Raw genomic sequence first — 20831 nt, 5'->3', positions numbered from 1 at the left:
CACCGGAGTATCAAACATGACTTCTCAGACCCCCATCAGCTTCGACCAGGCCCGCTTCAACATGATCGAGCAGCAGATCCGCCCCTGGGAGGTGCTCGACCGTCAGGTGCTGGAGCTGCTGGCCAGGATGCGCCGTGAGGACTTTGTGCCCGCCGCCCACAAGGCGCTGGCCTTTGCCGACATGGAGCTGCCGCTGACGCACCCCGCCGTGGAGGGTGAATGCATGTTGGCACCGCGCGTTGAAGCCCGTGTTTTGCAGGACCTCGCCATCCAGCCGACCGACAAGGTGCTCGAAATCGGTGCTGGCAGCGGCTTCATGGCCGCCCTGCTGGCCAGCCTGGCTCAGCGCGTGGTCTCGCTGGAAGTCAACGAAGCCCTCGCGCGCACCGCGCGTGAAAACCTGCAGAAGGCCGGCTTCACCAACGCCGAAGTGCGCGTGGCCGATGCCGCAGCCAACAACTTTGCCGCCTGCGCCACCGAAGCGCCGTGGAACGTGATCCTGCTCAGCGGTTCGGTGGCCGAAGTGCCGCCTGCCCTGCTCTCGCTGCTGGCCCCCGGTGGCCGCCTGGCCGCCATCGTGGGCAACGAGCCTGTCATGCGCGCCACCTTCATCACACGCACCGGCGAAGCGTCGTACGTCACCGCCCAGCCCTGGGACACCCAGGCGCCACGCCTGCGGAACTTCTCCGAGCCTTCGCGCTTCCAGTTCTGAGCCGGCACACCCGCTGAAACGCTCACAGGTCCGACCCCATGATCTCCATCCACCCCGCCCAACTCACCGATTGGCTTGAACAGGCCCGCTCGAAGTCGCCGGACCTGCGCCCCGTCGTGCTCGACGTGCGCGAACCCTGGGAGTTCCAGACCGCGGCCGTCAAGCCCGATGGCTTCGATCTGGTCCACATGCCCATGCGCAGTGTGCCGGCACGCTACCTGGAACTCGACCGCAACCAACCCGTGGCCTGCCTGTGTCACCATGGCGCGCGCAGTGCGCAGGTGGTGCACTTCCTGATGCAGAACGGTTTCTCCGAGGTGGTGAACATCCACGGCGGCATCAACGCCTGGGCCCGCGAGCGGGACCCGTCCGTGCCGGTGTACTGAAACCGCCATCCTGCATTCCGCGCCTGTTATCCAAAGGAACCCTCATGACCGCCCTGTTCACCCCGTTGAAGCTGCATCCGCTTTCCCTGAAGCCGCTCGCGCTGGCGGCCTTGCTGGCACTGGGTGTGTCCGGCGGCGCACAGGCGCAGAGCCTGGTCGAGCTCTACGACATGGCGCGGGGGTTTGACACCACCGTGCAGGCGGCGCGCGCGCAGTACGAGGCGAATCTCGCCAAGGCCGATCAGGCCAGGGCGGGCTTGCTGCCCCAGGCCGGCCTGGGCGCCGGCGTCAACTGGGCGAACGTGGACAGCAGCGCAGCGGCCGGCAGCCGTAGTGCCGACAGCCAGAACCTGGCGCTTTCTGCCAGCCAGCCCCTGTACCGCCCCGCCAACCGCCTGACCCATGAGCAGGGCCAGCTGTCGATTGAGGTGGCCAAGGCCCAGCTGGACGCGGCCGAGCAGGACCTGATCGTGCGCACCGCGCAGGCGTACTTCGACGTGGTCGCTGCGCAGGACACGCTGACCTTCGTGCAGGCCCAGAAAACCGCCGTGGCCGAGCAGTTGGCTGCCGCCAAGCGCAACTTCGAGGTGGGCACCACCACCGTCACCGATTCGCGCGAAGCCCAGGCCCGCTACGACCTCGTGCTGGCGCAGGAGATCGCCGCCAGCAACGACCTGCGGGTCAAGAAGCTGGCGCTGGACCAGCTCGTGGGCAAGAACGACACCAGCCCCAGGCCCCTGGCGAGCGCTGTCACCCTGGAGCCGGTACAGCCGGCCGATCCCGAAGCCTGGGTGCTGCAGGCGCAGCGCGAGCATCCCCTGGTGCGCCAGGCCGATACCGGCTTCGACATCGCCGAGCTGGAAGTCAAGAAAGCCCAGGCCGGGCACAAGCCCACGCTGGATCTGGTGGGCCAGTACCAGGTGGCCCGCGGCCCCAGCACCACCATGCCCACGGCCGGCAACGTGCGCACCAACACCGCCAGCGTCGGCCTGCAGTTCAACCTGCCGCTGTTCGCCGGCTACGCCATCGAGAACCGCGTCAAGGAAACCCTGGCCCTGGTGGACAAAGCCCGCGCCGACCGCGAGACTGCCCTGCGCAGCATCGGCCAGGCCACGCGCAGCGCCTACTTCGGCGTGCTCTCGGGTCTCAGCCAGGTCAAGGCACTGGAAGCGGCCGAGGCTTCCAGCCAGAGCGCGCTCGATGCCAACCAGCTGGGCTACCAGGTCGGCGTGCGCATCAACATCGACGTGCTCAACGCCCAGAGCCAGCTGTTCCAGACCAAGCGCGATCTGGCGGTGGCGCGCTACAACGTGCTGGTGGGCCAGCTGCGCCTGAAGCAGGCCAGCGGCGTGCTCAAGGCCGAAGACCTGCAGCCGATCAATTCCCTCCTCGCGCGGTAAACTGCGGCACCTCGCCGGCCGGGCATGTTGCCCAGGGCTGCGCGATCCAGTGAAGGGTGATTCATGCAAGCGGTCAATGTGCTGTGCATCAAATGGGGCAAGAAGTACGGCCCCGAGTACGTCAACAAACTGCACAGCATGGTCAGCCGCCACCTGCACCGGCCGTTCCGCTTCGTCTGTCTGACCGACGATGGCGCCGGCATCGACCCGGCGATCGAGGTCAAGCCCATCCCCATGGTGGGCTTTGACGAGTTCGACCAGCGCAAACCCTGGACCTTCGGTCATGGCTGGCTCAAGCTCACCAGCTTCGCCAGCCCGCTCTACGACCTGCAGGGTCGCACCCTGTTCCTCGATCTCGACATCGTCATCCTCGACAGCCTCGACCCGTTCTTCGAGCGCGAGGGCGAGTTCATCGTGATCAAGGAGTGGGACAAGAGCGATGGCACGGGCAACACCTCCTGCTACGTCTACACCATCGGCGCCCACGCCGACGCGCTGGAGCACCTGAAGAACGACTACCCGGCCTCGATCAGCACCGTGCGCAACGAGCAGGAGTTCATCACGCTCTACCTCGCGCGCCAGGGCAGGATCAGCTACTGGCCCGACACCTGGTGCCGCAGTTTCAAGCGCCACTGCCTGCGCGGCGGCATCATGGGCTGGTTCCTGCCACCCACCATCCCTGAAGGCGCACGCATCATCGCCTTCCACGGCAAACCCAACCCGCCCGACGCGATCGCCGGCGTCAGCGGCAAGTGGTACCGGCGCGTGATGCCGACCCAGTGGGTCGCCGACCATTGGCGGTGACATCCATCCCGCTGGCGCAGCGCGGCTACCGCTTGCTGCTGAGGGGGCTGACGCTGCCGATGCTGGCCTGGCTCTGGTGGCGGGGCCGCAAGGATCCCGGCTACCGGCTGGGCTTGGCGCAACGCCTCGGCTTCATCGAACCCGCGCCCGCCTCTTTGGGCGGTCTGCTGATCCATGCGGCATCGGTCGGCGAGGTGCAGGCCGCGCGCCCCCTGATCGAGGCGCTTCGCCAGGAATGGCCCGACCACACGATCACCGTCAGCACCCAGTCGCCCACCGGCGCGCGTCAGTTGCGCAGCCATTGGGGAGGGGCCATCCAGCACGTCTTTTTTCCCATCGACACGCCGGGTGCAACGGCCCGTTTTCTGGACCGCCTGCAACCCCAGCTGGTGGTGCTGATCGAGCGCGAGCTGTGGCCGGAACTGCTGCTGCAATGCCGCCAGCGCGCGATTCCGGTGGCGCTGGTCAATGCCCGCCTGTCGCAGGCTTCCGCCCGGTCTTACCAGCGCTGGCAGGCCCTGATGCGCCCGGTGTGGGCACAACTCGCCCTGGTGGCGACCGCCGATGCGCCGACCACCGAGCGCCTGCGGGCGCTGGGCGTACCGGCTGACCGCCTGCTGGAAACCGGCAACCTCAAGTTCGACCAGCCGCTGGCGCAAGCCGGTTCACAGGCACTGCCCTGGCTGGACGGGCGCCCGGTGGTCGTGGCCGGCAGCACCCACGAAGGCGAAGAAGACGCCCTGCTGGCAGCCTGGCCGGCCTTTGCTGCGCGCCATCCTGGCTGCGTCCTGATCCTGGTGCCCAGGCACCCTGAACGCTTCGATGCCGTCGCCCGGTTGATCGATCAGACAGGACTGCCCTATGCCCGGCGCAGCCGGCAGGAAACGCTGGCGCCGGAAACAGGCGTGTACCTGGCCGACACCATGGGCGAACTCGGCCTCTGGTACGCCCACGCCAACGTGTGCTTCATCGGTGGCAGCCTGGCAGCCATCGGTGGCCACAACGCGCTCGAAGCGCTGGCCTGCGGCAAACCTGTGCTGTTCGGTCCTCGCACGCAGCATTTCCAGAGCCTTTATCAGGAGATCGAAGCCCACGGCATCGGCGAACGCGTCGCGTCGGCCCTGGAACTGCTGGAAACCGCCGGGCGCTGGCTGGACGAACCGGCCCGGCTGGCCGACAAAGGTGAACAGGCGCGCCACTTCGTCGAGCGGCAGCAGGGCAGCAGCCAGCGCAGCCTGCAGGCGCTCAAACCCTTGTGGCAACCCACGCAGCCCGGCTTGTTGACTCAGGTGTTGCAGCAGTCGCTGACGAACCAGACACTCTGGCACGACCCGGCCATGCTCACGCAATGCAGCCCCAGTCTGTTTGAACCCGAGAAAGACGCCACCGCATTGGCCACCGGCAGTGGTCGCGGTCAAGCCCACAGGCTGCAGCTTGAGGGCCAAGAGGTGGTGTTGCGCCACTACCGGCGTGGCGGAATGATGGCGCGGTTCAGCCCCGATCGCTACTGGCGCAGTCGGGCACCAGACAGCCGGGCCATGGGTGAATACGCCCTGCTGCGCCGGATGCGCGCCTGGGGGCTGCCCGTGCCAGCGCCGGTGGCAGCCAGACAGCTGCTCAGCGGCTGGTGGTACACCGCCGACATCCTGGTGGCCATGATTCCGGGCACGCAGAACGTCGCGCAACGCCTTTCACAGGCGCCGCTGGGCGACGACGAGTGGCGTGCGCTGGGCCGCGCGATCCGTCAGTTGCACGACCGCCAGGTGTTCCATTCCGATCTGAACTGCCACAACCTGTTGCTCGACGAAAGCCGGCAGGCCTGGATCGTGGATTTCGACAAATGCGAGGTCCGTACGGGTGAAACGTGGAAAGAGCAAAACCTCGCTCGACTGCTGCGTTCATTGCGCAAGGAACACACCCAACGTGAGATCTTCTGTTGGGAGGAAAACAACTGGAAGCTACTGACCACCAGCTATTCAGAAACACCGGTCGCCCGCCACAACCGTGCTGCGTCTTCCCACCTCTGACGCACCGAGCCACGTACACAACGCAAATCAGTGTTCTGGGGGCAATTCCCAGCTTTCGTCTTCGCCGTACCGATCGATGCCCACCAGGGCTTTGACGGTCCGATGGCGGAGTGTCTCTGCTCGAATTTCCCTGTTGGCCTCAAGCATGGATGCGGTGACGTATCCCCGACCATGATCAAGGTGAACGCAGATCGCGGAGTAGCGGACACGCCTGGCTTTAAGCCCCAGATGTTTTAGTCGGTCACCGAATTCACAATCTTCACCGCCGTATTGCATGCGCTCATCAAAGCCGTTCACGGCAAGAATGAACTCCTTGTGACAGGATGCATTGTGTCCGTTCCAGGTCAATTTGGCCGGACTCAGAGCATTCAACAGAGACGCTCTCCAGCCGCGAGCGGTCAGCTTCAGATTCTTGATTGACCTTTTCAAACCCTTCGAGGACAACCAGTTGATATCGAATATTTTCTGGGAAAGAATATCCTCATGAGATATCAACTGGCTGATGTGCATCGGCAGCTTGAAATAACCTCCGGACAAAAAAATCCCGTGGCCAGACAACTTCAAATGCTGCTCGACAAAATCTGCCCGAGGAATACAGTCTCCATCAGTGAATATCAGGTAGTCACCAGACGCAGCAAGTATGGCTTTATTCAGGATTTGACATTTCTGAAACCCGTTGTCCGGATGCCATACATGCCGGATCGGGACCGGTGATTCCAGTCGCATTTTTTCAACCACCGCCCGGGTGTCATCACGAGAACCGTCATCGGCAATGATGATCTCAAAATCCTGGACAGTTTGGCAGAAGAACCCCCAAAGCACCTTCTCCAGCCATTCCGGTGAATTGTATGTCGTGAAGATGACAGACGCCTTCATTTTCGGATACACCTTACGCAGGGATGACTTGGGCACACGCAGGCCCAGAATGGCACTCAATCACTCTGGGATCTTGCGAGCCGCAAGAAAAAGATAGATACCAATGACAAGCTGATCATGACACTGTAGTTATTTGTTTGCGAGTTGGCGTCGGTAAAACTCATCATGAAGTGGATGTAAGCCAATCCGCCTGTCGACATGGCCATCCCCGGGTACTTTTTACGCAGATGCCATGCCAGCCAAACCAACCCGATCATATAGGTCAAAGTGCTCAACAGGCCGAACACTCCATGATCCACCATGCCGTTGATGTACTCACTGTGAAGATGGGTCTGGTCCTTGACGATATGTGCATTGGCCTCGGCGCCCCATGTTTTTATGAACTCGATCCGCTGTGCCCTGCCATAGCCCAGCCAAGGGTTTTCATGAATCTTTTCCAGACTCCGCTGCCACATGTAAACCCTCGCACCAATGGAGGTATCGACAACATTTCTGCCCGCGCCCACACCACTCAACACCGCGCGAAGCTCAGAAACCGCAATGGAGATACGCTCCTTGGGAACCTCAAGCACTTTGGGTGCAAGAAACGGAACAGCGGCCACAAAAATGACGATCGTGATGATGAAACGATAAGAGACCGGTCCAGAGCGTCCATCGCACAAGTTCTTGCGAAGAACCACCAAACCGCAGAGAACAATCCAGGGAAATGCGAGATAAGCCCCTCTCGCTCCCGACATCAAAATGGCAGAAATATATACAAGGACACCGATAACCGCGAAAATTCTCCAGCGTGAATTTACCGTCTGCGATCCAGCGATCGGGAGCAATACACAAGACAACATGGCCAAGCCACCAGCCCAGTTGATCCGGTTTGACGGTGTTGGCCAATCGTACTGGGCATGAAGATAGCTGACGGCGATCGCTGAAAGACTTGCCAGTGTCAATGCCATCAACAACAAAAGCACTTGACCGGCAGACAACCGGATCCGTGGCACCAGAACACGGAGCGCAAACGCAATCAACAAGATTCTGAAGTCGAAATGGCGCGTCCCCCAGGGATCACTCCAATAGATCATTCCTACGGCCTTGAAGCCAAATGCAGCAAGACAGAAGTACAACCAGTATTTGACACCGGAGTACAAAACTACCTGCCCGGATGATGCTGGCGCCATGACGGGCAGGCGCCAGACAGCCCAAGCGCCCATGCAGACGATCAGAAACCAGGCCGATCCAGCCAGCTTCGTCGACGCGGGTGCCGCGACCAGCAAAGCCAGAAAAATCAACCATGCCCATCTGGGAAAACTGTTGGAAAACTGGGAAGGCAATTGAGGCTGACTCTCAAGAGTCGTCATAGGTTTCTGTCGATCTTTATCGTCGATCTTCTTGAGTCAATCAAAATACTTGCCCGGAAATAACTGCCACTCCAGATAGCCGAACAGCATCGCATGGGTTCTCGGGTTCTGCGTTCAGTGTGAGCTGGCGCCCACCACCGCGTCCGGCTTGGCCTGCCGGAGCAGGTCCAGCATGGCGGCTTCGATGCGATGCAGGGCTTCGGGGGTGTGCCCTTCAAAACGCAGCACCAGCACGGGTGTCGTGTTCGAGGCCCGGATCAGGCCAAAGCCGTCGGGCCAGTCCACCCGCACGCCGTCGATGGTGGAAATCTTGGCCGGCGCATCGAAGCGGGCCAGTTCGACCAGTTGAGCGACCACCGTGTGGGGTTCGCCTTCGGCGCAGGCCACATTCAGTTCGGGGGTGCTGAAACTGGTGGGCAGGGCGTCGAGCACGGCGTTGGCGTCCGGGCTGCGGCTGAGGATTTCCAGCAGGCGCGCACCCGCGTAGGTGCCGTCGTCGAAACCGTACCAGCGTTCCTTGAAAAAGATGTGACCACTCATCTCGCCCCCGAGCGGGCTGTCCAGTTCCTTCATGCGCGCCTTGATCAGCGAATGGCCGGTCTTGTAGATGTGCGCCACGCCGCCCGCGGCCTCGATGGCAGGCGCCAGGCGCTGCGAACACTTGACGTCGAACAGGATGTTGCCACCCGGCACGCGCGACAGCACATCGCGCGCAAACAGGATCATCTGGCGATCGGGGTAGATGTTGTTGCCGCCCCGGGTCACGATGCCGAGGCGGTCGCCATCGCCATCGAAGGCCAGGCCGAGTTCGGCGCCGGTCTCGCGCAGGGTGCGGATCACGTCCTGCAGGTTTTCCGGCTTGCTCGGGTCCGGGTGGTGGTTCGGAAAGTTGCCGTCCACTTCGCTGAACAGCTCGATCACCTCGCAACCGAGCGAGCGGAACAGCGCCGGAGCGGATGCACCCGCCACGCCATTGCCACAGTCGATCACCACCCGCATCGGGCGCTGGAGTTTCACATCGCTGACGATGCGGTCTTGGTAGGCGGGGCCGACGTTCACCTCGCGAACCCGTCCGCCGTCCGCACGCTGCCAGTTTTCGACCTCCATCATCCGGCGCAGCGCCTGGATGTCATCGCCGTAAATTGCGCGGCCACCCAGCACCATCTTGAAACCGTTGTAGTCCCTGGGATTGTGGCTGCCGGTGACCTGGATGCCACTGGAGCACAGCGTGTGGGCGGCGAAGTACAACATGGGCGTGGTGGCCAGGCCGATGTCGATCACCTCGACACCCGCCGCGACGAGACCGCGGATCAGGGCCGCCGACAGGGCCGGTCCGCTCAGCCTGCCGTCACGGCCCACGGCCACAGTGTGTTCACCCTGCTGGAGAGCCTGCGTTCCAAAAGCCAGCCCGAGGGCTTCTGCCACCTCTTCGTTGAGGGTATCGGGAACGACACCCCGGATGTCGTAAGCCTTGAAGATGGATGCCGCGAGTTGCATGGATGGGAGCTGTGGATGGCAATCCCCGCATTGTAGGTGGCGAGGCTGATCGAGGCCGGCAGCACAGGTCCGAAAACGGCCAGTCAAAAGGCGGGCGAGGTTCTAACATCGGCGCCATGGACACCCCCGAATCCACCGACGACGACGCCCGCTACCGCGCGCTGTGTTCACACGACGCCCGGTTTGACGGCCGGTTCTTCACCGCAGTCACCTCCACTGGCATCTATTGCCGGCCGGTCTGCCGCGTGCGCACGCCGCGGCGCGAGAACTGCCGCTTCTTCGAGCACGCGGCCCAGGCCGAACAGGCGGGCTTCCGGCCCTGCCTGCGTTGCCGTCCGGAGCTCGCACCACTGCAGCGGCACTGGTCCACCGAGGACGCGCGCAACATCCTCGTGCAACAAGCCACGCAATGGCTGGACAACCCGCAGAACTGGCCCGGGGCCATCGAAGGCGGCGCCACGGTGGCTCGACTCGCCTCGCGTCTGGGCGTGAGCGACCGCCATTTGCGCCGTATTTTTGAAGACCGGCTGGGCGTCTCGCCGCTGCAATACCTGCTCACGCGCAAATTGCTGGCGGCCAAACAGATGCTCGCCGACACGGCGCTGCCCATCAGCCAGATCGCCCTGGCCAGCGGCTTCGCCAGCCTGCGCCGCTTCAACGCCGCCTTTGGTGACCATTACAGCCTGAGTCCCAGCCAGATGCGCAGACAGCCGCCCAGCACCACCGGCCACGGCGACAGCACCCCGGTTCAGCTGTTCTGGCGACCACCTTTCGACGCCGCAGCGCTCTTGCGCTTTCTTGCCGAACGGCAACTGCCCGGCATCGAAAACGCCCAGCCAGAGGCTCCCCTCAGTCTGCAACGAACGGCACGGGTCGAATCCGGCGGATCGATGCACACGGGCTGGTTCTCCGCGCGATTCGACCTCGATGCCCACCGGTTGTGGCTGCAGGTGAGCGACAGCCTGCTCCCCGTGCTGCCGGCCGTGATCTGGCGGGTACGTGCCCTGTTCGACCTCGACGCCCATCCGCAGGCCATCAACAGCGTGTTGCACGCCGACTTTCCCGAGGGCGACGGTCTTCGCGTACCGGGCTGTTTCGACGGCTTCGAACTGGCCGTGCGTGCCATCCTGGGGCAACAGATCACGGTGGCGGCAGCGCGCACCCTGGCCATCCGGCTGACCGGGCGACTGGGGGAAACCATCACCACACCGCATCCGCCGTTGCACCGCCTCTTCCCGACCGCCCAGGCACTGGCCAGCGTCAGCGCCAACACGCTGGGCGAGCTGGGCATCGTGCGCCAACGCCAGGAAGCCTTGATATCCCTGGCACGTGCGGTGCTAGAAGGCAGCCTTGTGCTGAACGCCCATGCCGATGTGCGCACAACAACCCAAACGCTGCAGGCACTGCCGGGCATCGGCCCCTGGACCGCACAATACATCGCCATGCGGGCCCTGCGCTGGCCCGATGCCTGGCCCGAGGGCGACGCGGCACTGATCAAGGCGCTCGGTATCGAGGGGCGAGGCCGGGCGGCCACTCTCGAAGCCGGCCGGCAATCAACCGCTTGGCGTCCCTGGCGCAGTTACGCTGCGATTCGCGCCTGGGCCGGCACGTTTGATCTCTCCATCCCGACCTCAGGAGTACCCACACCGTGAACCACACCACACATCGGGTGAAAGCCACGATCGCATCACCATTGGGCCCGTTGCTGCTGGCCGCCACGCCCTCGGGTTTGAGTGGCGTCTGGTTCATGGACCAGCGCCACAGGCCTGCAGAAAGCCAGATCCTGGACTGGACACCCGTTCAGGACAACGCCACCCTGAACGCAGCGGCAGCCCAGCTGATCGCCTATTTTGAACAGCGCCTCGGCCAATTTGAACTTCCGCTGGATCTGTCCGCCGGCACCGCGTTTCAGTCTTCGGTCTGGCGAGCGCTGCTCGACATTCCGTTTGGCCAGACACGGAGCTATGGCGAACTGGCCCGCGCCATCGGCAAACCCGCCGCGGTGCGCGCGGTGGGCGCGGCCATCGGGCGAAATCCCTTGGGCATCGTGGTGCCATGCCACCGGGTGGTGGGCGCACAGGGCGCGCTCACCGGCTATGCTGGCGGGCTTGACCGCAAAGCGGCCCTGCTCCGGCTTGAGGGTGGCGACGGTCTGTTTGCCTGAATCGTCTGCACCATGTCGCTTTCGCTGATCGCCGAGTTCGTTCTGCTCGCAGCCCTCTGGGGCTCCTCGTTCCTGTTCATGCGCCTGGGTGCTGCCGAATTTGGCGCACTGCCCACGGCGGGTCTGCGGGTGGCGCTCGCCGCCCTGTTCCTGCTGCCGGTATTTCTCGTCAAAGGCGTCTGGGCCGACTTCCGGCAGCGCGCCAGACCCATCCTCTTCGTCGGCTTGTTGAACTCGGGCATTCCATTCGCCCTGTTTGCCTACGCCGTGATGCACATCACCACCGGCCTGACCTCCATCCTCAACGCTACCGTCCCCCTGACCGGTGCGGTGGTGGCCTGGCTCTGGCTCAAGGATCGACCGAGCGGCTCCCGCATGCTGGGTTTGCTGATCGGCTTTGTCGGTGTGACCCTGCTCGTGATCGGGAAATCCGGATTCAACGCCACCGGCGTGGCCGGCGCCGCATCCATCGGCACGACCTTGCTGGCCATGGGCGCCTGCCTGCTGGCCACCACGTGTTATGGCCTGGCCGCCAGTTTCACCAAGCGCTACCTGACCGGCGCACACCCCTTGGCCACGGCCACCGGCAGCCAGATCGGCGCTGCGCTCGGCCTGGCGCTGCCCACCTTCTGGTTCTGGCCCGAAACACCCGTGAGTCTGGGCGCCTGGGGTGCGCTCGCGGCGGTGGCCTTGTTCTGCACATCCATCGCGTACATCCTGTTTTTCCACATCATCGAGCAAGCCGGTCCATCGAAGGCGCTGACCGTCACGTTCCTGGTCCCGGTGTTTGCGCTGATGTACGGTGTGTTCTTTCTGGGCGAAAACATCACACCCTGGATGGTGACCTGTGGCGTCATCATCGTCTGCGGCACCGCGCTCTCCACCGGGCTGGTGCGCCTGGGAAGGCTGGAACGGGCAACTTGATGGCGGCACGCTGCTTATGGCGGCCGCACTCAAGACCAAACCCATTCTGAAGCGCACAAGAAAAAACCGCCGCAGTCTTGCAACTGGGCGGTTTGTCTTTAACTGGCGGAGTGGACGGGGCTCGAACCCGCGACCCCCGGCGTGACAGGCCTTAAATACCCTGTTCTTTGAGTCTTTGTAAACAGTGCACTGTACGAGTATTTGGCCTAAAATTTCGCCTCACGGGGACAATTTGGGGACAGCAGGACTTTCATGGCAGTGATCACTCAAAGAGAGAATGGAAAGTGGCAGGCAAAGATTCGGCGCCAGGGCACACCTGCGCAGAGCAAGACTTTCGTCACGAAGGCTGACGCAGAAAAATGGGCGCGCTCGGTCGAGCGCGACATTGATACAGGCGCATTCATCCCCACCGACGACGCTGCGCGACTCACGTTCGCTGAAGCAACCGAGAGGTATCGGCGTGAGGTCCTCCCAAATCTTCGCGGCAGGATGCAGGTTGAAACCCGTCTAACTCGTCTTCTTGAGACATTTGGAAAGTATTCGCTGTCATCCATAAGCGGAGCGATGGTCGCCAGCTACCGCGATGAGCGCCTGCGATCGGTATCCCCGCAGACTGTCGTTCATGAGCTTGGCCAGATTCAGCAGATATTCAAAAGGGCGACGCACGAATGGGGCATCCAATTGCCGAGAGGTCTGCCAACATTGCTCGTAAGTAAGCCTAGGCTCCCTCCCGGTAGGGATAGACGCTTAGAGGCAGGCGAAGAGGCACTTCTGCTTGATCAAGCCTCCCAGTTAACGCAACCCTGGGTTAGGGCAATCATCATTTTGGCCACAGAGACAGCGGGTAGGCAAAGTGAGCTCCTTTCCCTGACATGGAGCCAGGTGGACCTTCAGCGCCGTGTAGCCCGGCTTTTTGGCAAAGACGGCGCCGTCACCAAGAATGGAACACCTTTTCGCGATGTTCCGCTATCCTCCCGGGCAATTGCCACTTTGGAAGAACTTCCGCGCAACCTCAAAGGACCCGTCTTCCCTCTTTCCCAGAATGCGCTTCAACTAAGTTGGGAGCGCCTATGCAAATCCGCAAGAAAAAAACACCTGCTCACCCGGTTGAGATCAATGCTCGAAGGAGACGGAATGTCGGCAGAGGAGGCGGAAAGAGAGGTCAAGGCACTGGTATTTAAAAAGCGAGTACCGACCTCACTTACAACATCCCACTGGGCTGAATTGCAGCTACAGGACAAGATGCTGACAGATCTTCATTTTCACGACCTCCGACACGAAGCTACGAGTCGATTGGCGGAGCGGCTTCAATTACACGAGCTGATGAAAGTCACAGGCCATAAGACTTCTGCGATGGTTTCAAGGTACTACCTGTTGGCGCCGACCGAAAACTGAGCCACTTTTGAGGGTAGTGCCGACCCAAAACTGAGCCAGGTGAACAACCTACTCTGCTGTTTTTATGTGCAGCAGAGGACAAGGAGTGATCACCATGGACATGATTGGCAGGATCCGGCATTTGCATGCCCGGAAGAACAAATCGGAGCGCGAGATATCGCGCATGACAGGGCTCTCGCGCAACACGGTGGCGAAGTGGTTGCACGGCGAGGTGGACGGCCCGCCGAAGTACCGGCGCGGCGAACAGCCCAGCAAACTCACGGCGTTCCATGACGCACTCAGGCAGGCCTTGAAGGCCGATGCACGTCGGCCCAAGCACGAGCGGCGCACGGCCAAGGCGCTGTACGCCGAGATCAGGCGCGCGGGCTACGAGGGCGGGTACACGCGAGTGACCGACTTCATCCGGGCATGGCGCCAGAGCGAGGGTCAGGGGTCTGCGGGCAACGCCTTCGTGCCGCTGACCTTCGAGCTGGGCGAGGCCTTCCAGTTCGACTGGAGCGAGGAAGGCATGGTGATCGGTGGCATCTACTACCGGGTGCAGGTCTCACACATGAAGCTGTGTGCTTCACGGGCCTTCTGGCTGGTGGCCTACCCCAGCCAGGGCCACGAGATGCTGTTCGATGCCCACACCCGGTCGTTCGCGGCACTCGGCGGTGTGGCCCGACGCGGCATCTACGACAACATGAAGACCGCTGTAGACAAGGTCAAGAAGGGCAAGGGTCGCATCGTCAACGAGCGCTTTGCCACCATGTGCGCGCACTACCTGTACGACCCGGACTTCTGCAACGTGGCCAGCGGCTGGGAGAAAGGGGTGGTGGAGAAGAACGTGCAGGACAGCCGTCGGCGCATCTGGATCGACGCGGCCAAGATCAAGTTCGGCAGCTTCACCGAACTCAACGCCTGGCTGGGCCAGCGCTGCCGCGCGCTGTGGGACGAGGTGCGCCACCCCGAGCACACCCAGTTCAGCGTGGCCGAGATGCTCGAACACGAGCGCGCGCACCTCATGCCCATGCCGGTGCCGTTCGACGGCTACGTCGAGAAACCCGCGCGGGTCTCCAGCACCTGCCTGGTGTCGGTGGCGCGCACGGACCGCGCGATGCGCTCGGTCAGCCACCAGATGCACGCGGCGAAGTTCCCGGTGCACCGCGACATGGCGGGCTTTGACTTCGAGGTCTCGCCGGTGGACCGCAAGCTGGTGGAGACTCTGGCCACCACGGCCTTCACCGACGAGGCGCACAACGTGGTGCTGGTGGGCGGGCCGGGCACAGGCAAGACCCATCTGGCCACGGCCATGGGCGTCTCGGGCATCACCCGGCACGGCAAGCGGGTGCGCTTCTACTCCACGGTCGATCTGGTCAACGCACTGGAGCAGGAGAAGGCCCAAGGCAAGGCCGGGCGCATCGCAGCCAGCCTGCTGCGCATGGACCTGGTCATTCTGGACGAGCTGGGCTATCTGCCGTTCAGCCAGGCCGGCGGGGCGTTGCTGTTCCACCTGCTGAGCAAGCTGTACGAACACACCAGCGTGATGATCACGACCAACCTGGACTTCGCAGAATGGTCCAGCGTGTTCGGCGACGCGAAGATGACCACCGCGCTGCTGGACCGTCTCACTCACCACTGCCACATCGTGGAGACAGGCAACGAGTCGATCCGTTTCAGTCGCAGCACAGCTGCAGCCAAGAAGCGTATCAAGGCCCGCGAGCAGGCGCGAAAGAATACCTCGACGCAGGCTGAGCCCGACCCATTCTGAGCAAGTGCCGTGCTGTGCAAGCCGCTACAGGCTACGCCCTGCGCGGCTTGCACAGCGCCTTCAACACAACAACAAGGAGATCGCCGAACCAGGACAGCACCTACACTTATCCACAGCCGACCCCACAAAAGTCGGCTTCCACCCCTGGCTCAATATTCAGTCGGCACGGTGGCTCAAATTTGGATCGGCGCCGACACCTGTTCGTGGACATCTTCAGCCGCAAGGTGGTGGGCTGGCAGGTCTTTGATGGTGAGAGTGCCGAGAGCGCCGCGGGGCTGCTGGAAGACATCTGCCGGCGCCAAGGCATCAGAGCCAATCAGATCACGGTGCACTCGGACAACGGCGGGCCGATGAAAGGACAGACGATGCTGGCCACGATGCAGCGCCTGGGTGTGGCGCAAAGCCGCAGCCGCCCCGCGGTGAGCAACGACAACCCCTACTCGGAGTCGCTGTTCAAGACGCTGAAATACCGGCCGCAGTTCCCGCTCCAGCCGTTCGCTGACTTGCTCCAGGCACGGCGTTGGGTTGGCGAGCATGACCGGCAAATAGTCCAGCGTGACGAGACCATTGCCAGCAAGGATCGCGAGATCAAATACCGCCAGGCCAAGATCGACCAGCTCACGCACGAGATGGCGGTTCTCAAACGCTGGAAATTCGGACGCAGCCGCGAGCAACTCGATTCAGCCCAGGCCAGCCTGCTCGATGAGGCCATCGATGCGGACATCGCAGCCATTGAAGAAGAACTCGAACAGCTCGCGCCCAGCACCAAGACCAACCCCGAGACCCGCAAGCAGCCCAAACGCGCAGCGCTGCCGCCGGAGCTACCCCGCGTGGAGATGCACCACGAACTCGAATCCACTGCCTGCACCACAGCGGGCTGCGGCTGCACCTTGAAGCGCATCGGCGAGGACGTCAGCGAGAAGCTGGACTACACACCCGGGCTGTTCACGGTGGAGCGCCACATCCGCGGCAAATGGGCCTGCGCCAAGTGTCAGACCCTGACCCAGGCACCGGTGCCTGCGCAGATTATTGACAAGGGCATCCCGACGGCAGGCTTGCTGGCTCAGGTGCTGGTGGCCAAGTACGCAGACCATCTGCCGCTTTACCGTGAAGAAGGAATCTTTGCCCGTGCCGGCATGGCGCTACCGCGCTCCACGCTGGCCCAGTGGGTGGGCGTGTGCGGCGTGCAGTTGCAGCCGCTGGTTGGCGCCTTGAAGAACGAGATTCTCAGCCACGCCGTGCTGCACGCCGACGAGACGCCGGTGGCCATGCTCAAGCCGGGCAACAAGAAAACACATAGGGCCTACCTGTGGGCCTATGCGCCTGGGGCGTTTGAGGACATGAAAGCTGTGGTCTATGACTTCTGTGAAAGCCGCGCGGGTGAGCATGCACGCACCTTTCTGGGGGGACTGGAAGGACGCACTGGTCTGTGACGACTTCGCTGGGTATAAGCAGTCGTTCACCCTGGGCATCACCGAGGCAGGATGCATGGCCCATTCGAGGCGCAAGTTCTTTGACCTGCATGTGAACAACAAGAGCCAGATTGCAGGGCTTGCCCTGCAATACATCGCCCAGCTTTACGCCGTGGAGCGCGAGGTCAAGAATTTGCACGCTGATGAGCGGCTACAAATTCGCCAAGCCAAGTCCAAACCACTGGCTGACGCGTTGCACCAATGGATGCTGTTGCAGCGCAGGCAGATTACGGACGGCTCGGCCACCGCCAAAGCATTGGATTACAGCCTCAGGCGCTGGGGAGCACTCACGCGCTTCCTGGATGACGGGCAGTTGCCGATCGACAACAACTGGATCGAGAACCAGATCCGTCCGATTGCGATTGGGCGAGGCAACTGGTTGTTTGCGGGCTCGCTCAGAGCCGGGCAGCGTGCGGCTGCCGTCATGAGCCTGATTCAGAGTGCCAAGCTCAATGGGCATGACCCCTACGCGTATCTCAAAGATGTGCTGCAGCGCCTGCCCACGCACAAGAACCATCTCATCGCCGAACTACTGCCTCATCGCTGGCAGCCACTCCCCTCGTAACTGCAGTTCAGTACCTCCACGTCGACCGCGTCAAGGTGTGTTCGCCGGGTGCTTACCACGCAGCGACCGCCCGGCCCGCTTGTGGCTGGACTGGGCGACCACCTCCAATTTCGCGAACGCCACCCGGGTGCGCGGTCCCCATATGCTTGAAGACAGCGATTTCACGGGGCGTGTGGATCTGAGCGGGCTGCCTGCGGGTCAGGAAATTTTTTACCGGGTGGTCTTGCAAGACTTGCACAACGAGCGTGTGCTCTCCGAAGCTGTGCAAGGGCATTTGCGTTTGCCGCCAGCCGCAGTGGCTGGTCGAGCCAGCCGGGATGTGCGCTTTGTTTGGAGTGGTGATACGGCCGGTCAGGGCTGGGGCATCAACGAGGCCTGGGGCGGGATGAAAATCTACGAGCAAATGCGCAAGACCAACCCCGATTTTTTCTTGCACAGCGGCGACACCATCTACGCAGACGGCCCTATCACCGCAGAAGTGAAGCTCGCTGACGGCAGCATGTGGAACAACCTGGTGACCGAAGAGGTGAGCAAGGTGGCAGAAACCTTGAACGAATACCGAGGCCGCTACCGCTACAACCTGATGGACGCCAACGTGCGTCGCATGGCCGCCGATGTGCCACAGATCTGGCAGTGGGACGACCATGAAGTGGTCAACAACTACTCGGACTCCAAAGACTTGAGCGAAGACGTTCGGTACAAGGAAAAGAACGTTCCCTTACAAGTCAAGGCCGAGCTGGCCGCCGCTCAGCGTGAAGGTTTCGTGGCTGCCCATGGCGATCCATTTGGCAGCTCACAGCTAACCATTGCAGCATCCCAAGGACAATGTAGTCAGCATAGGTCGGCTCTTGCCCACCAAGATACGGCTGGTTCTCCAGCACCTTGCGCAGCGGTGCAAGTTCCGATCGAAACTGCGTCAAACAAGCAGGTGCTTGCCGGCAGATATCCTCCAGCGACATGCCAAGAGAGGCTTCTCGACTCGCTCGGAAGTAAGCCTGATCCAGCGGATGCAGACGGTGATACATCCTCAGCAAGGTCACCTGCCTTAGCAATGGGTGTAACTGTTGTTCCGTCCAATGCCTGAGGAAAGAGGCCAGCGAAGGATCAGCGCCAGATTGCGGCCCGAAAAGACCCGGACGATCGGGGTACGCCTCGTCCAGATAAAGCGCAATTCGCCAGGAATCACCGACCCAGCGATCACCGTCGACAAGCACGGGGACACTCCCTTGCCCTGCGGGGATCAGCCGTTCTTTTTGATGGTAACGCCAGGCAATAGTTTCAAAGTCCAAGCCTTTGTGTGCCAATGCGAGCTTGACCCGCCAACAATAGGGGCTCCAGCGTTCGCTATCGTCCGCGCCAGCCAAGTCGTATACCTTGATCATCGGTTCAAGTCTCCATTTGGCTTTCACCAAACTCAGCGCATGTAGTTGCCGCCATTGATGTCGAGGACGACACCATTAATGAAGCTGGCGGCATCGCTGCACAGGAAGGCCATAGGCCATGCAATTTCTTCCGGTTCGGCCAGGCGAGGAATTGGCATGGAGTGCGGCGGGTTCCACGGCTGATCAGCATTCATGGTGGTGCGCACAGGGCCTGGCGCTACCGCATTCACCAGCACCTCAGGTGAGGCACGGCGCACCAACCACTTCACCATGGCGTGCACACCGCCCTTGGAGACAACGTAATGCAGCGGCACGGTTTCCATGGTGCCACCTGTCCAGGCCACCACCGAGCCCATTAGCACGAAGCGACCTCGGCCGCGCTCTTTCATCCCCGGCAGCAAGGCGCGACAGAAATTGATGCTGCCAAGCACATTGACATCCATGGTCTGACCAAAAACGCTGTCAAAGTCATCGTCGGTCCAAGGCCCCCAGCCATTGACCCCTGCGTTGAGGATGCGCGTTGAGCCGGTTCAGCACGTTGACCACATGCTCCACGCTGACCTTGCCCGGTGGACCGCTCTCCAGTGCCAGCTCGATGGCCACCAGCACCGCGTCCAGACCGGCGCTGAGCACAATGGCCAGCACCTGCGCCATCACCCGGTCGCCACCCGGGTTGCGCAGCAGCCCTCGGCGCAGCCGCTGCAGGGCCTCGGGCATGTCGGCAAAGGGCGCGCCGTTCCTCAGGGCACCGGGCTTCCTCTGCAGCAGCGGGATGTAGTGCTGCCAGTCGTACCGGGTCTCGCCCGCGTTGCTCAGCCGCTCGTGGCGCGCCACGATGGTGTCGTCGGCCACGATGGCCACGCTGCCCGGGTACAGCCGTGTGCTGACCAACTGGCCGACCCGTTCGCACGGCACGGAATATCGGTTGCGCGCCACCGACACCAGGCAGGTGCTGGAGACCCGCGCGGGTTTCTCGACGTAGCCGTCGAACGGCACCGGCATGGGCATGAGGTGCGCGCGCTCGTGTTCGAGCATCTCGGCCACGCTGAACTGGGTGTGCTCGGGGTGGCGCACCTCGTCCCACAGCGCGCGGCAGCGCTGGCCCAGCCAGGCGTTGAGTTCGGTGAAGCTGCCGAACTTGATCTTGGCCGCGTCGATCCAGATGCGCCGACGGCTGTCCTGCACGTTCTTCTCCACCACCCCTTTCTCCCAGCCGCTGGCCACGTTGCAGAAGTCCGGGTCGTACAGGTAGTGCGCGCACATGGTGGCAAAGCGCTCGTTGACGATGCGACCCTTGCCCTTCTTGACCTTGTCTACAGCGGTCTTCATGTTGTCGTAGATGCCGCGTCGGGCCACACCGCCGAGTGCCGCGAACGACCGGGTGTGGGCATCGAACAGCATCTCGTGGCCCTGGCTGGGGTAGGCCACCAGCCAGAAGGCCCGTGAAGCACACAGCTTCATGTGTGAGACCTGCACCCGGTAGTAGATGCCACCGATCACCATGCCTTCCTCGCTCCAGTCGAACTGGAAGGCCTCGCCCAGCTCGAAGGTCAGCGGCACGAAGGCGTTGCCCGCAGACCCCTGACCCTCGCTCTGGCGCCATGCCCGGATGAAGTCGGTCACTCGCGTGTACCCGCCCTCGTAGCCCGCGCGCCTGATCTCGGCGTACAGCGCCTTGGCCGTGCGCCGCTCGTGCTTGGGCCGACGTGCATCGGCCTTCAAGGCCTGCCTGAGTGCGTCATGGAACGCCGTGAGTTTGCTGGGCTGTTCGCCGCGCCGGTACTTCGGCGGGCCGTCCACCTCGCCGTGCAACCACTTCGCCACCGTGTTGCGCGAGAGCCCTGTCATGCGCGATATCTCGCGCTCCGATTTGTTCTTCCGGGCATGCAAATGCCGGATCCTGCCAATCATGTCCATGGTGATCACTCCTTGTCCTCTGCTGCACATAAAAACAGCAGAGTAGGTTGTTCACCTGGCTCAGTTTTGGGTCGGCACTACCCTCAAAAGTGGCTCAGTTTTCGGTCGGCGCCAACAGGCGTGGTGTTTGGTACGAACTCAAGTGATGGGATTGATGGATGTTTAATTTGATCGTTTCGGGCGGTGGCTGGGAGCCCCATCGTGACTC

General features: G+C 62.5%; 14 protein-coding genes and 6 pseudogenes. 14 read left to right on the top strand and 6 right to left on the bottom strand.

Features of this window, described 5'->3' with window-relative positions; genetic code table 11:
* The first annotated feature begins 16 nt into the window (after window positions 1-16).
* The 5 genes from AC23D4_RS21265 to AC23D4_RS21245 all read left to right on the top strand — a co-directional run bounded on the left by AC23D4_RS21265 (window position 17) and on the right by AC23D4_RS21245 (window position 5329).
* Window positions 17-712, top strand: a complete 696-nt coding sequence (locus tag AC23D4_RS21265) for a protein-L-isoaspartate O-methyltransferase family protein (protein WP_472889774.1) — start codon at window positions 17-19, stop codon at window positions 710-712.
* Between the two features lie 38 nt (window positions 713-750).
* Window positions 751-1098, top strand: coding sequence for a rhodanese-like domain-containing protein (locus AC23D4_RS21260; protein ID WP_472889773.1), 348 nt, complete (start codon window positions 751-753; stop codon window positions 1096-1098).
* Between the two features lie 44 nt (window positions 1099-1142).
* On the top strand, window positions 1143-2498 hold the full coding sequence (locus AC23D4_RS21255) for a TolC family outer membrane protein (protein ID WP_472889772.1): 1356 nt from the start codon (window positions 1143-1145) through the stop codon (window positions 2496-2498).
* Window positions 2499-2561: 63 nt separating this feature from the next.
* On the top strand, window positions 2562-3302 hold the full coding sequence (locus AC23D4_RS21250) for a glycosyltransferase family protein (protein WP_472889771.1): 741 nt from the start codon (window positions 2562-2564) through the stop codon (window positions 3300-3302).
* A complete protein-coding gene (locus AC23D4_RS21245; RefSeq protein ID WP_472889770.1) occupies window positions 3299-5329 on the top strand; it encodes a 3-deoxy-D-manno-octulosonic acid kinase in 2031 nt (676 codons plus the stop codon). Before AC23D4_RS21250 ends, AC23D4_RS21245 begins: the two co-directional genes overlap by 4 nt.
* A gap of 27 nt (window positions 5330-5356) precedes the next feature.
* On the opposite strand, the gene AC23D4_RS21240 is transcribed toward AC23D4_RS21245, so the two are convergent.
* From AC23D4_RS21240 to AC23D4_RS21230, 3 genes are all read right to left on the bottom strand, one after another.
* Window positions 5357-6265 (bottom strand): glycosyltransferase family 2 protein, encoded by a 909-nt coding sequence (locus AC23D4_RS21240; RefSeq protein WP_472889769.1) that lies wholly within the window; start codon window positions 6263-6265, stop codon window positions 5357-5359.
* A complete protein-coding gene (locus tag AC23D4_RS21235; protein WP_472889768.1) occupies window positions 6262-7557 on the bottom strand; it encodes an O-antigen ligase family protein in 1296 nt (431 codons plus the stop codon). Before AC23D4_RS21235 ends, AC23D4_RS21240 begins: the two co-directional genes overlap by 4 nt.
* A gap of 114 nt (window positions 7558-7671) precedes the next feature.
* The gene (locus AC23D4_RS21230; RefSeq protein WP_472889767.1) at window positions 7672-9054 is read right to left on the bottom strand and encodes a phosphomannomutase/phosphoglucomutase; all 1383 of its coding nucleotides are present in this window, start codon (window positions 9052-9054) and stop codon (window positions 7672-7674) included.
* Window positions 9055-9170: 116 nt separating this feature from the next.
* Between AC23D4_RS21230 and AC23D4_RS21225 the strand changes: the two genes are divergently transcribed.
* From AC23D4_RS21225 to AC23D4_RS21185, 9 genes and pseudogenes are all read left to right on the top strand, one after another.
* Window positions 9171-10706, top strand: coding sequence for a DNA-3-methyladenine glycosylase 2 family protein (locus AC23D4_RS21225; protein WP_472889766.1), 1536 nt, complete (start codon window positions 9171-9173; stop codon window positions 10704-10706).
* The gene (locus AC23D4_RS21220; protein ID WP_472889765.1) at window positions 10703-11218 is read left to right on the top strand and encodes a methylated-DNA--[protein]-cysteine S-methyltransferase; all 516 of its coding nucleotides are present in this window, start codon (window positions 10703-10705) and stop codon (window positions 11216-11218) included. The genes AC23D4_RS21225 and AC23D4_RS21220 overlap by 4 nt, the downstream gene beginning before the upstream one ends.
* Before the next feature lie 12 nt (window positions 11219-11230).
* Window positions 11231-12142 (top strand): DMT family transporter, encoded by a 912-nt coding sequence (locus tag AC23D4_RS21215; RefSeq protein ID WP_472889764.1) that lies wholly within the window; start codon window positions 11231-11233, stop codon window positions 12140-12142.
* A 252-nt stretch (window positions 12143-12394) separates the two neighbouring features.
* Window positions 12395-13537 carry a tyrosine-type recombinase/integrase gene (locus AC23D4_RS21210; protein WP_472889763.1) on the top strand — a complete coding sequence of 381 codons (1143 nt, stop codon included), beginning with the start codon at window positions 12395-12397 and terminating at the stop codon, window positions 13535-13537.
* A 94-nt stretch (window positions 13538-13631) separates the two neighbouring features.
* Window positions 13632-14621, top strand: a pseudogene (gene istA, locus AC23D4_RS21205) (IS21-like element ISAisp6 family transposase); the annotation flags it as partial.
* Window positions 14619-15287 (top strand): annotated as a pseudogene (gene istB / locus AC23D4_RS21200) (IS21-like element helper ATPase IstB); the annotation flags it as partial. The pseudogenes istA (AC23D4_RS21205) and istB, both read left to right, overlap by 3 nt.
* A gap of 14 nt (window positions 15288-15301) precedes the next feature.
* Window positions 15302-15646, top strand: a pseudogene (locus AC23D4_RS21195) (DDE-type integrase/transposase/recombinase); the annotation flags it as partial.
* A gap of 144 nt (window positions 15647-15790) precedes the next feature.
* Window positions 15791-17324: pseudogene (gene tnpC / locus AC23D4_RS21190) on the top strand (IS66 family transposase).
* Window positions 17212-17988, top strand: a pseudogene (locus AC23D4_RS21185) (alkaline phosphatase D family protein); the annotation flags it as partial. The pseudogenes tnpC and AC23D4_RS21185, both read left to right, overlap by 113 nt.
* Window positions 17989-18049: 61 nt before the next feature.
* On the opposite strand, the gene AC23D4_RS21180 reads toward AC23D4_RS21185, so the two are convergent.
* The 3 genes and pseudogenes from AC23D4_RS21180 to istA (AC23D4_RS21170) all read right to left on the bottom strand — a co-directional run.
* Window positions 18050-18706, bottom strand: coding sequence for a glutathione S-transferase family protein (locus AC23D4_RS21180; RefSeq protein WP_472890595.1), 657 nt, complete (start codon window positions 18704-18706; stop codon window positions 18050-18052).
* A 32-nt stretch (window positions 18707-18738) separates the two neighbouring features.
* Window positions 18739-19221: an SDR family NAD(P)-dependent oxidoreductase gene (locus tag AC23D4_RS21175; RefSeq protein WP_472890596.1), complete on the bottom strand. Its 483-nt coding sequence runs from the start codon at window positions 19219-19221 to the stop codon at window positions 18739-18741.
* Window positions 19217-20623, bottom strand: a pseudogene (gene istA, locus AC23D4_RS21170) (IS21 family transposase); the annotation flags it as partial. The pseudogene istA (AC23D4_RS21170) and the gene AC23D4_RS21175, both read right to left, overlap by 5 nt.
* Window positions 20624-20831 lie beyond the last annotated feature (208 nt).

This window comes from Hydrogenophaga sp. L76, assembly GCF_057654755.1.
Note: the sequence above shows the minus strand (reverse complement) of the source record. Positions and strands in the feature narration are given on the sequence as shown.

Bases quoted from the DNA above. Each gene is read 5' to 3' on its own strand.
- AC23D4_RS21180 (WP_472890595.1), bottom strand. From the start codon at position 18,706: ATGATCAAGGTATACGACTTGGCTGGCGCGGACGATAGCGAACGCTGG.
- AC23D4_RS21255 (WP_472889772.1), top strand. From the start codon at position 1,143: ATGACCGCCCTGTTCACCCCGTTGAAGCTGCATCCGCTTTCCCTGAAG.
- AC23D4_RS21225 (WP_472889766.1), top strand. From the start codon at position 9,171: ATGGACACCCCCGAATCCACCGACGACGACGCCCGCTACCGCGCGCTG.
- AC23D4_RS21260 (WP_472889773.1), top strand. From the start codon at position 751: ATGATCTCCATCCACCCCGCCCAACTCACCGATTGGCTTGAACAGGCC.
- AC23D4_RS21235 (WP_472889768.1), bottom strand. From the start codon at position 7,557: ATGACGACTCTTGAGAGTCAGCCTCAATTGCCTTCCCAGTTTTCCAAC.
- AC23D4_RS21210 (WP_472889763.1), top strand. From the start codon at position 12,395: ATGGCAGTGATCACTCAAAGAGAGAATGGAAAGTGGCAGGCAAAGATT.
- AC23D4_RS21215 (WP_472889764.1), top strand. From the start codon at position 11,231: ATGTCGCTTTCGCTGATCGCCGAGTTCGTTCTGCTCGCAGCCCTCTGG.
- AC23D4_RS21230 (WP_472889767.1), bottom strand. From the start codon at position 9,054: ATGCAACTCGCGGCATCCATCTTCAAGGCTTACGACATCCGGGGTGTC.
- AC23D4_RS21250 (WP_472889771.1), top strand. From the start codon at position 2,562: ATGCAAGCGGTCAATGTGCTGTGCATCAAATGGGGCAAGAAGTACGGC.
- AC23D4_RS21265 (WP_472889774.1), top strand. From the start codon at position 17: ATGACTTCTCAGACCCCCATCAGCTTCGACCAGGCCCGCTTCAACATG.